This window comes from Bradyrhizobium sp. SZCCHNR1043 (assembly GCF_032489675.1).
Taxonomy (GTDB): domain Bacteria; phylum Pseudomonadota; class Alphaproteobacteria; order Rhizobiales; family Xanthobacteraceae; genus Bradyrhizobium.
On sequence record NZ_JAUEYN010000005.1, the window covers coordinates 233,356 to 245,698 of the forward strand.

Here is a 12,343-nt window from a genome sequence, read left to right on the forward strand (position 1 = left end):
TGGAATGACAAGCGATGGGCAAGTCATACACAGGGCATCCCGGCGAGGCTGTAACGCGCCCGCCACAGAAACGAAAAAGCATTATAAATCATATATTTAGCACAAAAACGCCGCGACGCTGCCGGGCTGTTGACACGAAAAAGGCCGGCGCGAGGGCCGGCCTTTCCGAATGCGCGCGAGCGGCGGCTTTTTTCAGTAGCGCGTGCCCATCGGCGCCCCGAATCGATAGTTCACCCGGACTGTCGCCATGTCGATGTCCTGCTTGATGGTATCGACGCGCGACAGCACGGTTGCGGTGGCCGGGAAGCTGATGTCGCGCGAGCCCATGAACAGGTGGTCGTACTCGACGGCGACCGACCAGTTCGGCGCGAAGCCGAACTCGACGCCCGTGCCGACGGTGCCGCCCCAGCGGGTCTCACTGGCGGAATCCAGCAGCGTGCCGACCGGGAAGGGCGCAGCCGCATTCGCCGTGCCGGTGTATTTGTTGTGGGTGACGGCGGCGCCGCCCTTCACGTACCAGAGCACGTTGCCCCAGGCGTAGCCGACCTGGCCGGTGAACAGGCCGATCGCATCGGTCTTGGTGTTGTTGGTGATGCCCGCAGCCAGCGCCGCCGTGCTCGCATTGGACGACTTCAGGTCGGTCCAGTTGCCCTGGGCCTCGACGCCGAACACCCAGCTCGCCGCCTGCCAGCGATAGCCGACCTGGCCGCCGATGAGGCCGCTCGAGGCATTGTGGCAGCCTTCGGACTGGGTCGGCACGACCGGCACGCCGCCGACGCGATTGAGCGTCCAGCAGTTGTGGCTCCAATCGGCGCCGCCATTGACGCCGAGGTAGAACCCGGCCCAGTTCGGCAGCGGCGTGACATAAGCCGGCGGTGGCGCCTTGCTGTAAGGGCGCGTCGCGAAGTCGGCCGCTGAGGCCGGCGCCAGTCCCAGCGCCGCGGCGCTTGCGGTCAAGATCAAGGTCGTCTTCTGCATTCGTCTCTCCCCAGTCCCAATACACCACGCTCCGGATCCCTCCGATCCGGGCCCACGCGAAGGTGGCCTGTTGCTGGTTGTAGGAGAGACTGCTTTCTAAACTCGTGATCGGGAGCAGGCGCGTGGCGGGATGTGCCGAACGTACTTAAGCGCTGGTAAAGATCGCGACCGGTCGTGCAGATCGCAGAGCTGTCCCGAAGCGCGAGGGGCGGGTGAGCGCTTGGCGCGTCAGACCCTCGACCACCAGTCCTCGAGGGTCAGCGCTTGGAAAAGTCAGTGCTTGGATACGACGGGGCCGCCCCAGCGATAGTTCACGCGGACCGTCGCCATGTCGACGTCCTGGCCGACCGCATCGGTCCGGCCCGCGGCTCCACCGGGAACGCCCGAGAAGCCCAGGGTGCGGTTGCCCATGAACAGGTGCTCGTATTCGGCTGCGACCGACCAGTTCTTGGCGAAGCCGACCTCGACGCCGGTGCCGACAGCCGCACCCCAGCGCGTGGCGCTGGACTGGTCGAGCACACCGCCAGTTGCCGTGGACAGACCGTTGTACTTCTCACCCGCAACCGCGGCGCCGCCCTTCACGTACCAGAGCACGTTGTTCCAGGAATAGCCGATCTGGCCGGTGAGCAAGCCGATCCCATTGATCTTGGTCTGGTTGGTCACGGGCGGGACCAACTGGCCGGTGTTGCTGCCCTTGAGGTTGGCCCAGTTTCCCTGGCCTTCGACGCCGAACACCCAGCCGCCGGCCTGCCAGCGATAGCCGATCTGGCCGCCAGCCAGCGCGCCGGTTGCGTCATGGCAGCCTTCCGCGTTGGTTGCGGCCACGCCAGCGAAGCTGACCTTGTTGGTCCAGCAGGTGCGGGCCGATGCGCCACCGGCATTCAGGCCGATATAGAAGCCACTCCAATCATAGATCGTCGTGATCATCGCAGGCGCTTTGGTGAAGGTGCGCGCGGGCAAGTCGGCAGCGATGGCCGGCGCAATCCCCAGCGCCAGCGAAGTTGTCGCCCCCAGCAACAGCCTTCTCATCGCATTCCCCAAACCAAGTCCGACGCCCGCACGCACACTCTCACCAACGCCCACCCGCCGGACCTTGATAGCCCCTTCCGTCGTAAAAAGCCGTCACCCAAATGACACAACGGCCCAGCAAGTACCGGTTCTGGCACACAAAAAAGGCCGGCGCGAAGCCGGCCTTTCGACACATTCGATTTGCGCGTGCAATCAGTAGCGCGACACGATCGGGCCGCTGAAGTGATAGGAGACGCCGGCCTTGACGGTGTGCACGGTGTCGCTCCACTCGGAGCGATTGGCCGGAACCGCGCTGTACTGAATCGAGCTCTTGCCGAAGTCGAGATAGTTGTATTCGACCTTGGCCGACCAGTTCGGCGCGAACATGTACTCGGCGCCGGCACCGATCGTCCAACCCCAGCGCCAGTTGTTCTGAGCGAAGCTATTCGCCGCGCCGCCATTGAGCGCTGCGTCGTAGCGGTGTTGGAGATCGCCGACGGCAGCGCCGCCGCTGACAAAGAACAGCGCCGGACCCGCAGCCCAGCCGAGGCGGCCCTTGATGTCGCCGAAGCCGCGCAGCCTGGTGAAGTAGGTATCGCCGAGACCGGCGTTGATGACGCCCGACCGGCCGTTGATGTCGGCCCAGTGATAGTCGCCCTCGAGACCGAACACGATGTTGTCGACCTGCCAGTTGTAGCCGACCACACCGCCGATGAAGCCGCCGCTGGTGTTATAGTTCTGGGTGCCGGCAAAGATCGCCGTATTGGGCGCTCCGAAGAAGGTCTCTTTGCTTCGGCCCCAGCCGCCGCCGCCCTGCAGACCGAGATAGAAACCGGCCCAGGTCGGAAGTGGCGCCGGCGCCACTACCGGGGCCTTCGTGTACGGGCGGGCGGCGAGATCGGCGGCTCCCGCCGGCGTCAGCGCCCCCAAAACCATTAAGCTGACAGCTCCGAGAAAAATTCTTTTCATCCCAAGTCTCCCGCGTTGGGCGTCTCCAATTGGTCCCCGGAGACGCACTTCTGTGAAGTTGGTGCGACCACGCTTGCGGCCCCAATCCGTCCAGAAATATACGCTATTCAACCCTGGATACCGTCTCCCAAAAGCCACAGCCGAGGAGGAAGTGCGGCGAGCTAACTTGATGAAAATTAATCCCTTTTTCGTGAATAGGGAACTTTTTCCGGGTTCCATTTGCGAGAAGTTGCGGTTCCATCGAGTTCCGCGGAACTCGACGCACGGTTGTGGACATATGTGTGCGAACAAAACTGGAACAATGGCTTTCCGCCTGCTATATGTGGATAAGCAATGGACAGGGCGGGTGGACCGCGCGGCAACCGTATAGGGTCCGCCGCGAGAGGAAGGGTTAGCCACCGGACGCCGTGAGGCCGGTGTGGACGGCCGGTCCGATGATCGAGAACCGCGGGAGAGTGGTGATGGCGGGTAGTGTGAACAAGGTGATTCTGGTCGGCAATCTTGGCAAGGACCCCGAGATCCGGCGTACGCAGGATGGGCGGCCGATCGCCAATCTGAGCATTGCGACGTCGGAAACGTGGCGCGACAAGGCGACCGGCGAGCGCAAGGAAAAGACCGAGTGGCACCGCGTGGTGATCTTCAACGAGGGTCTTTGCAAGGTCGCCGAGCAGTATCTGAAGAAGGGCGCCAAGGTTTACATCGAGGGCGCGCTGCAGACCCGCAAATGGACCGACCAGAGCGGTGTCGAGAAGTACTCGACCGAGGTCGTTCTGCAGGGCTTCAACTCGACCTTGACGATGCTCGATGGCCGGGGCGGCGGCGGTGGCGGCAGCTTCTCCGATGACATGGGTGGCGGCGATTTCGGCAGCAGCGGTCCGTCGATGGCGCCGCCGCGCCGCGCGGTCGCCTCGGCCGGTGGTGGCGGACGCAACAGCGACATGGACGACGACATTCCGTTCTGAGGCGCAGGGGCGGCCGCACGACGTTCAGGCCGCTGCCGTCTGACCACGGGGGTGTTGCATGAGCTTCGCACCGCTGCTCGCCGCCGAACCCTCCGTCCTGCTGCACGCCGTCGCCGCGATGTCGGCGTTTGCGCTGGGACTCGTCCAGTTCGCGGCCCCGAAGGGGACCTTGCCGCATCGAACGATCGGCTGGGTCTGGGTCGCGCTCATGGTTGCCGTTGCAGCCAGCTCGTTCTGGATCCACACCATCCGGCTGGTCGGGCCATGGAGCCCGATCCACCTGCTGTCGCTCTACACGCTGGCCGTGCTGCCGCTTGCGGTGTGGGCTGCGCACCGCCATCGGGTGGCGGCCCATCGCCGGGCCATGATCACGCTGTTTTCCGGTGCCCTCGTGATTGCCGGACTGTTCACGCTGCTGCCCGGACGGATCATGCACAAGGTGGTCTTCGGGCCCTAGCCAGAGACGGTTCCCGAGCAAGCCTCGCGGAGCCGTGTCATGTGGTTAAGTCCCTGGAAAGGCGAGCAGAAAAAGCGCGGCCCACCTCGGTTTGGGGGTGGCCTGCGGCGCGCTCCTGCGCTATATGATTCCAAGCGATTTTCGCGTGTCAAAACCGACCGGTATCCCCTTTGTCCGATAAAGAAGATGAGAAGCCCGGCGAGCCGGGCGGACCTTCCGACATTCGTCCCGTTTCCATCCTCGACGAGATGAAACGCTCCTACCTCGATTACGCGATGAGCGTGATCGTGTCGCGAGCGCTGCCCGATGCGCGCGACGGCCTCAAGCCCGTGCACCGGCGCATCCTGTATTCGATGTACGAGCAGGGGCACACGCCCGACAAGAAATACGTCAAGTCCGCGCGCGTGGTCGGCGACGTCATCGGTAAATATCATCCGCATGGCGACCAGTCGATCTACGACGCCATGGTGCGCATGGCGCAGGACTTCTCGATGCGCGTGCCGCTGATCGACGGCCAGGGCAATTTCGGCTCCGTCGACGGCGATCCGCCGGCCGCCTATCGATACACCGAAGCCAAGCTCGCCAAGTCGGCGATCCCGCTGCTCGACGACATCGACAAGGACACCGTCGACTTCCAGCCGAACTACGACAACTCGGACAAGGAACCGTCGGTTCTTCCGGCCAAATATCCGAACCTGCTGGTCAATGGCGCCGGCGGCATCGCGGTCGGCATGGCCACCAACATCCCGCCGCACAATCTCGGCGAGGTGATCGATGCCTGCATCGCGCTGATCGACAATCCCGCGCTCACGATCGATGACCTCATCAACATCATTCCGGGGCCGGATTTCCCGACCGGCGGCATCATTCTTGGCCGCGCGGGCGCCCGCTCGGCCTACCATCTGGGCCGCGGCTCGATCATGATGCGCGGCAAGGTGACGATCGACACGATCCGCAAGGATCGCGAGGCGATCATCATCTCCGAGATCCCCTACCAGGTGAACAAGGCCACGATGGTCGAGCGCATCGCCGAGCTGGTGCGCGAGAAGAAGATCGAAGGCGTCGCCGACCTGCGCGACGAAAGCGACCGCGACGGCTACCGCGTCGTCGTCGAGCTGAAGCGCGACGCCGTGCCGGACGTCGTGCTCAACCAGCTCTACAAGTTCACGCCGCTGCAGACGAGCTTCGCCGCCAACATGCTGGCGCTCGACGGCGGCCGCCCGCAGACGATGACGTTGAAGGACCTGCTGACGATCTTCGTCGCGTTCCGCGAGCGTGTCGTCACGCGCAGGACCAAGTTCCTGCTCAACAAGGCGCGCGACCGCGCTCATATCCTGGTCGGCCTTGCCGTGGCCGTGGCCAATATCGACGAGGTCATCAGGGTCATCAGGACCTCGCCCGATCCTGCGACGGCGCGCGAGGCGTTGATGTCGCGCGACTGGCCGGCGCGCGACGTCGAGGCCATCATCACGCTGATCGACGATCCGCGCCATCGCCTGGCCGAGGACGGCACCATCCGGTTGTCGTTCGAGCAGGCCAAGGCCATTCTCGACCTGCGTCTGCAGCGCCTGACCGCGCTCGGCCGCGAGGAGATTTCCGACGAGCTCGACAAGCTCAAGGTCGAGATCAACGACTATCTCGACATCCTGCGCTCGCGGGCGCGGGTTCAGGGCATCATCAAGGACGAGCTCGCCGCCGTGAAGGCGGAGTTCGGCACGCCGCGCCGCACCGTGATCGCCGAGCAGGAAGGCGAGGTCGAGGACGAGGACCTGATCCAGCGCGAGGACATGGTCGTGACCGTGTCGCATGCCGGCTACACCAAGCGCGTGCCGCTGTCGGCCTATCGGGCGCAGCGTCGCGGCGGCAAGGGCCGCTCGGGCATGCAGACCCGCGAGGAGGATTTCGTCAGCCGGCTGTTCGTGGCCTCCACGCACACGCCGGTGCTGTTCTTCTCGTCGCGCGGCCAGGTCTACAAGGAGAAGGTCTGGCGGCTGCCGATCGCGGCGCCCAACGGGCGCGGCAAGGCGCTGATCAACATCCTGCCGCTGGAGCAGGGCGAGCGCATTACCACGATCATGCCGCTGCCGGAGGATGAATCCTCCTGGGCCAATCTCGACGTGATGTTCGCCACCACCGGCGGCAATGTCCGCCGCAACAAGCTGTCGGATTTCGTCGACGTGCGCCGCTCCGGCATCATCGCGATGAAGCTCGACGAGGGCGAGGAGATCGTCAACGTGCAGATCTGCACCGAGCGCGACGACGTTCTGCTGACTGCGGCCGGCGGCCAGTGCATTCGTTTCCCGGTCACTGATGTGCGCGTCTTCACCGGGCGAACCTCGATGGGCGTGCGCGGCATCGCGCTCGCCGGCGGTGACAAGGTGATCTCGCTGTCGATCCTGCGCCATGTCGAGACGACCTCGGACGAGCGTACGGCCTATTTGAAGATGCGCCGGGCGATGTCGGGCGATGCTGCCACCGAGGAGCCGGTCGAGACCGAGGGCGAGGAGGCGGCCGCTGGCGCGATCCAGCTGTCGCAGGAACGCTATGTCGAGATGTCCGCGCAGGAGCAGGTGGTGCTGACCGTCTCGGTCAACGGCTACGGCAAGCGCACCTCGTCCTACGAGTACCGCACCACCGGCCGCGGCGGCAAAGGCATCGTCGCGATGTCCGTCAACAACCGCAACGGCAAGCTCGTCGCCTCATTCCCGGTCGAGGATGGCGATCAGATCATGCTGGTGACGGACAAGGGACAGTTGATCCGTTGCCCGGTCGACGGCATCCGCATCGCAGGACGCTCGACCCAGGGCGTCATCGTGTTCGACACCGCCGATGATGAGCACGTCGTTTCGGTGGAGCATATCGGCGAGGAGACCGAGAACGGCACCGGTGGGAACGGGACTGAAGGTGCGAATGGCGAGTGAGTTGCGAATGGCGAATAGGGAGTAGCGAATAGAGGAGGAATCAAGTCTTCCCGCTATTCGCTATTCGCTATTCGCTATTCGCTATTCGCTATTCGCTATTCGCTATTCGCTATTCGCTATTCGCCCTTACTGTGTCCGCTCGACGGAGACCATCCTGGCCTCGCGGATCGTTCCCCTGGTGCCGGCGCTGCGCAGGCAGCCCGCTTCGAAGTTCGGCCAAGCCTGCTGCGAGCAGTCGCGGCCGATCGGGCGAATGTCCAGGCGGTCCGCCTTGGCGAGCGGACGCGGCACGCTGGCTTCGACCTGAGGAGCGAAGCCGGGCAGGACGGTGATGCCGGCAGCCACCAAGCCGGCCGCTGCGACTGCAGATAGCGCTTTGATCATGACGGTCCCCTGTCCGGGTCGTTCGGCCCGTTGTTCGTTAAGAATTTGATAATCAGCTCGGGTTTCGAGACGTCTTCGCGGGACGGGCGAATTGGTTTCTTCTCGGCCCGGCGTGTTTCATGTCCCAAGTTCCGATGAAACAATCGCGGTAGCGGACCACAGTTCCGGTCCCCCGGCGTCGCACCTCATTTCATTGCGGTGCGGTCTCGGCCACTCTTTGCCCATCACAGCCACGCCAGCGGGCCTGGCGGTGGCTTGCCGGCCTGTTCCCGGCGGTATAGGACGGGCGCATGCAACGCATTGCGCTCTATCCGGGCTCGTTCGATCCCGTCACCAACGGCCATCTCGATGTGGTTCGGCAGGCCGTTCATCTCTGCGATCGCCTGATCGTTGCGGTCGGCGTGCATCACGGCAAGAAGCCGCTGTTCTCGACCGAGGAGCGGCTGGCGATGGCGCATGAGATCTTCGGCCCCGTCGCAGCCGCTGCGGGCTGCGGCTTCGAGGCTTCGACCTACGACAATCTGACCGTCACGGCCGCGGAAAAAGCCGGCGCGATCATGATGATCCGGGGCCTGCGCGACGGCACCGATTTCGACTACGAGATGCAGTTGGCCGGCATGAACCAGACCATGGCACCGCAGGTCCAGACGGTGTTCGTTCCAGCCTCGGTGAGTGTCCGCCCGATCGCCGCCACGCTGGTTCGCCAGATCGCCGCCATGGGCGGCGAGATCTCGCATTTCGTGCCGCCGTCGGTGGCCGAAAGTCTCAAGGCCAAGTTCAACTGATCCTTCAGGCACCGGCCGCTTCAGGCGGTGCCTTTTCTCTCCACATCGTCTCATGTCATCGGAGTTGCCATGATCCGCGCTCTCGCTTTCGTCTTTGCTCTCGTGTTCGCATTGCCGGCGTTGGCCCAGTCGCTGCCTGCCGGCCTCGACAAGCAGAATGCCCTGGTCATCGACACCACCAAGGGCCGCATCATCATCAAGCTGCGCACCGATCTGGCGCCGCAGCATGCCGAGCGGCTGAAGACGCTGGCGCGCGAAGGCTTCTACAACAACGTGCCGTTCCACCGCGTCATGGACGGCTTCATGGCGCAGACCGGCGACGGCCAGAACTTCAATGGCACCGGCGGCTCGAAGTACCCGAACCTGAAGCAGGAGTTTTCGAGCACGCCGTTCAAGCGCGGCACCGTCGGCATGGCGCGCCGGGGCGATAGCGTGGATTCTGCCAACTCGCAGTTCTTCATCTGCTTCGGCGACGCCTCCTTCCTCAACGGCCAATACACCGTGATCGGCGAGGTCGTGCAGGGCATGGACGTCGTCGACAAGCTCAAGAAGGCGCCTCCGGGCTCGTCGGGCGGCGCCGTGACCGATCCCGACAAGATGGTCAAGGTGCAGGTCGCCTCGGACATCAAGTAGGTCCGAGAAAGCAGGGCACCTGGGTCTCGCGCCCGGTTCCCTCAGGCATTAAGGAACCTTTTGCCACGTCGCGGAGGCATGCCGATTCTGCCGCCCCGTCACATCGACAGGGCCGGTGGCTTCAGCTTTAAGCGCATTGGGTCTATTCTCGACCAGCATCGCGGGCCTCGTCGTGCTCGGATCGCCGTCAGGAGGGGTGACGGCCGCACATGGGAAGGCGCCGCGACATTTCAGACCCAGGATTTACTTTGTCCTGACCCCCGTCAATTCCACAAAAACCGAGAGACCAGCATGGCTGTGACCGAAAATACCTTGATCCTCGAAACCACCCAGGGCCCCGTCACCATCGAGATGCGTCCCGATCTCGCGCCCGGCCATGTCGCGCGCATCAAGGAGCTCGTCCGCGAGGGCTTCTACGACGGCATCGTCTTCCACCGCGTCATCGACGGCTTCATGGCGCAGACCGGCTGCCCGCAGGGCAGCGGCATGGGCGGCTCCGGCAAGAAGCTGAAGGCCGAGTTCAACGCCGAGCCGCATGTGCGCGGCACCGCCTCGATGGCGCGTGCGGCCAATCCGGATTCAGGCGACAGCCAGTTCTTCATCTGCTTCGACGACGCCCGCTTCCTGGACAAGCAGTACACGGTCTGGGGCAAGGTCACCGAGGGCATGGAGAACGTCGACAAGATCAAGCGCGGCGAGCCGGTGCAGAACCCGGACAAGATCGTGAAGGCCTACATGGCCGCCGACGCGGCGTAGACTTTGCGATCCTCACGGTGAGGCGCGTGCGCAGCACGCGTCTCGCACCATGAGGCAGACAGTCGGGCCTTCATCCTTCGCGACGCGTGCTGTCGCACGCTCCCCGGAATGCAGGGCCGATGGTCGTCCCAGAACGACGATGCGCACCGACCTGTTCGATTTCCATCTTCCCCCCGAAAACATCGCGCTCCGCCCGGCGAGCCCGCGCGAGTCCGCGCGCATGCTGGTGGTGCAGGGCGACGGTGTCTTACGCGACCGCACGGTCGCCGACCTGCCGGACTGGCTGGAGCCCGGTGATCAGCTCGTCGTCAACGACACCAAGGTGATCGCGGCGCAGCTGTCCGGTCGCCGCATCAGCCGCGAGACCGAAGCGAAGATCGAGGCGACCCTGATCAAGCGGCTCGACGGCTCGCGCTGGCAGGCGCTGGTGCGGCCCGCCAAGAAGCTCGCGCCAGGCGATACGATCCGGTTCGGCAACGAGGGCAAGGTCTGCCTGCTCGGCCATCTCGACGCCACCGTCGAGGCCAAGGGCGAGGAGGGCGAGCTGACGCTGTCCTTTGTGTTCCATGGGCTCGCGCTCGACCAAGCGATCGCCGATCTCGGCCGGCCGCCGCTGCCGCCCTACATCGCCGGCAAGCGGCCCGCAGACGAGCAGGACGCGACAGATTATCAGACCATGTTCGCGGCCAAAGAGGGCGCGGTGGCTGCGCCGACGGCTGGGCTGCATTTCACGCCGACGCTGGAGCAGCGGCTGCGCGAGCGCGGCGTCGGGCTGCAGCGTGTCACCCTGCATGTCGGCGCCGGCACGTTCCTGCCGGTCAAGGTCGAGGATACCGAGGGCCACCGCATGCATGCGGAGTGGGGCAGTCTCACGCCGGACACGGCGGCCGCATTGAACGAGGCGCGCGCCAAGGGCGGCCGCATCGTTGCGGTCGGCACGACGTCGCTGCGGCTCGTGGAGAGCGCGGCGCAGCCCGACGGCACGATCGCGCCGTTCGAGGCGGAGACGTCGATCTTCATCACGCCCGGCTATCGCTTCCGCGCGGTCGATATCCTGATGACCAACTTCCATCTGCCACGCTCGACGCTCTTCATGTTGGTCTCGGCCTTCGCCGGCTTGGAGACGATGCACGCGGCCTATGCGCATGCGATCCGCAGCGGCTATCGCTTCTATTCGTATGGCGATGCGTGCCTGTTGTTTCGTCAGCCAGACGAGCGCATCGTCGAGCCGTAGGGTGGGCAAAAGGCCCACCCTGCAAGTTCGCTCTGAGAGCTACGCCATCGCGCGCTCCGGCAAGAGCTCCGCGATCTGCACCGCATTGAGCGCGGCGCCCTTGAGCAGCTGATCGGCGGCCACGAACATCGCGATCGAGTGGCCTGACGGATCGGACAGATCCTTCCTGATGCGCCCGACCAGCACGTCGTCCTGTCCCGACGCGTCGACAGGCATGGGGAAGTGGTTCTTGGCGCGGTCGTCGACGACGCGCACACCCGGCGCGGTGGCGAGGATGCGGCGGACTTCATCTTCCGTGATCGGCTTCTCGCATTCGAAGGTGATCGACTCGCAATGGGCGCGCAGCACCGGCACGCGCACGCAGGTGACGCCGATCGCAATGCCCTCGTCCTCGAAGATCTTGCGGGTCTCGTTGATGACCTTGGTTTCCTCGTCGTTGTAGCCGGTCTCGGGATCGATGGCGGTGTTGTGGCTGAACAGGTTGAAGGCGAACGGATGCGGCATCACCTTGGGCGCGTAGACCTGGCCGTTGAGGCTCGCGCGGGTCGACTGCACCAGCTCGTCCATCGCCGCCGCACCGGCGCCGCTGGCGGCCTGATAGGTCGAGATGATCACGCGCTTGATGCGGTTCTTCTGATGGATCGGCCACAGCGGCACCAGCGCCGTGATCGCCGCGCAGTTCGGATTGGCGATGATGCCCTTGTGGTCGCGGATTCGGCGGGCGTTGATCTCCGGGATGACCAGCGGCACGTTCGGGTCCATGCGGAAGGCCGAGGAATTGTCGACCACGACGGCGCCGGAACGCACGGCGATCGGCGCGAACTTCTTGGAAATGCCGCTGCCGGCCGAGAACAGCGCGATGTCGACGCCCTCGAAGGAGCGTTCGGTCAGCTCCTCGATCACGATGGTCTGGCCGCGGAAGGTCACGGTCTGGCCGGCCGAGCGGGCGCTCGCCAGCGCCTTGAGCTTGCCGACGCGGACGTTGCGGCGGTCCAGGGTGGCGATGAACTCGGCGCCGACGGCGCCGGTCACGCCGACGATGGCAATGGTGGGATCGTGGGGCACGTCTCAAGTCTCCGGTTGAAATTCGGGCAATAAAAAAGCCCCGGACCTTCATCAGGCGGGGCTTCGGTTCGAAGATGGTCGCAATCGAGTTCGACTACGCGCGCACGCCTCCCGAGGCCCTCATGGGCTTGGTGGTTTTCGTCGTGCGTTTGGTCAAGATCGACATGGCGCGGGACCATAGGGGCGGTCGG

Annotated in this window: 12 protein-coding genes; 7 read left to right on the forward strand and 5 right to left on the reverse strand. The window is 64.7% G+C overall.

Translation table 11 applies throughout. The annotated features are described in order from the left end of the window. Positions 1-192: 192 nt before the first annotated feature. From QX039_RS10835 to QX039_RS10845, 3 genes are all read right to left on the reverse strand, one after another. Positions 193-978 carry an outer membrane protein gene (locus QX039_RS10835; RefSeq protein WP_315738111.1) on the reverse strand — a complete coding sequence of 262 codons (786 nt, stop codon included), beginning with the start codon at positions 976-978 and terminating at the stop codon, positions 193-195. Positions 979-1,251: 273 nt separating this feature from the next. After that, positions 1,252-2,007 (reverse strand): outer membrane protein, encoded by a 756-nt coding sequence (locus tag QX039_RS10840; protein ID WP_315738110.1) that lies wholly within the window; start codon positions 2,005-2,007, stop codon positions 1,252-1,254. 192 nt (positions 2,008-2,199) lie between these two features. After that, positions 2,200-2,955, reverse strand: coding sequence for an outer membrane protein (locus tag QX039_RS10845; RefSeq protein WP_315738109.1), 756 nt, complete (start codon positions 2,953-2,955; stop codon positions 2,200-2,202). Between the two features lie 461 nt (positions 2,956-3,416). Between QX039_RS10845 and QX039_RS10850 the strand changes: the two genes are divergently transcribed. The 3 genes from QX039_RS10850 to gyrA all read left to right on the forward strand — a co-directional run bounded on the left by QX039_RS10850 (position 3,417) and on the right by gyrA (position 7,295). Beyond that, complete coding sequence (locus QX039_RS10850) at positions 3,417-3,917, forward strand: single-stranded DNA-binding protein (protein WP_315738108.1); 501 nt, start codon at positions 3,417-3,419, stop codon at positions 3,915-3,917. Positions 3,918-3,975: 58 nt separating this feature from the next. Continuing rightward, the gene (locus QX039_RS10855) at positions 3,976-4,374 is read left to right on the forward strand and encodes a DUF2306 domain-containing protein (RefSeq protein WP_315738107.1); all 399 of its coding nucleotides are present in this window, start codon (positions 3,976-3,978) and stop codon (positions 4,372-4,374) included. 170 nt (positions 4,375-4,544) lie between these two features. Further along, entirely contained in the window at positions 4,545-7,295 is a 2,751-nt protein-coding gene (gyrA, locus tag QX039_RS10860; RefSeq protein ID WP_315738106.1) for a DNA gyrase subunit A, read from the forward strand. A gap of 126 nt (positions 7,296-7,421) precedes the next feature. On the opposite strand, the gene QX039_RS10865 is transcribed toward gyrA, so the two are convergent. Beyond that, complete coding sequence (locus tag QX039_RS10865; RefSeq protein ID WP_315738105.1) at positions 7,422-7,679, reverse strand: hypothetical protein; 258 nt, start codon at positions 7,677-7,679, stop codon at positions 7,422-7,424. Between the two features lie 290 nt (positions 7,680-7,969). Here QX039_RS10865 and coaD point away from each other — a divergent pair, with 290 nt between their 5' ends. The 4 genes from coaD (at position 7,970) to queA (ending at position 11,087) form a co-directional block, all read left to right on the forward strand. Continuing rightward, positions 7,970-8,464, forward strand: a complete 495-nt coding sequence (gene coaD, locus QX039_RS10870) for a pantetheine-phosphate adenylyltransferase (protein WP_315738104.1) — start codon at positions 7,970-7,972, stop codon at positions 8,462-8,464. Positions 8,465-8,533: 69 nt separating this feature from the next. After that, positions 8,534-9,097 carry a peptidylprolyl isomerase gene (locus tag QX039_RS10875; RefSeq protein ID WP_315711771.1) on the forward strand — a complete coding sequence of 188 codons (564 nt, stop codon included), beginning with the start codon at positions 8,534-8,536 and terminating at the stop codon, positions 9,095-9,097. A 291-nt stretch (positions 9,098-9,388) separates the two neighbouring features. Next, positions 9,389-9,853: a peptidylprolyl isomerase gene (locus tag QX039_RS10880; RefSeq protein ID WP_315770783.1), complete on the forward strand. Its 465-nt coding sequence runs from the start codon at positions 9,389-9,391 to the stop codon at positions 9,851-9,853. A 139-nt stretch (positions 9,854-9,992) separates the two neighbouring features. After that, complete coding sequence (gene queA / locus QX039_RS10885) at positions 9,993-11,087, forward strand: tRNA preQ1(34) S-adenosylmethionine ribosyltransferase-isomerase QueA (RefSeq protein ID WP_315738102.1); 1,095 nt, start codon at positions 9,993-9,995, stop codon at positions 11,085-11,087. A gap of 39 nt (positions 11,088-11,126) precedes the next feature. Here queA and QX039_RS10890 read toward each other — a convergent pair whose 3' ends face one another. Then, complete coding sequence (locus QX039_RS10890; protein ID WP_315738101.1) at positions 11,127-12,152, reverse strand: aspartate-semialdehyde dehydrogenase; 1,026 nt, start codon at positions 12,150-12,152, stop codon at positions 11,127-11,129. Positions 12,153-12,343 lie beyond the last annotated feature (191 nt).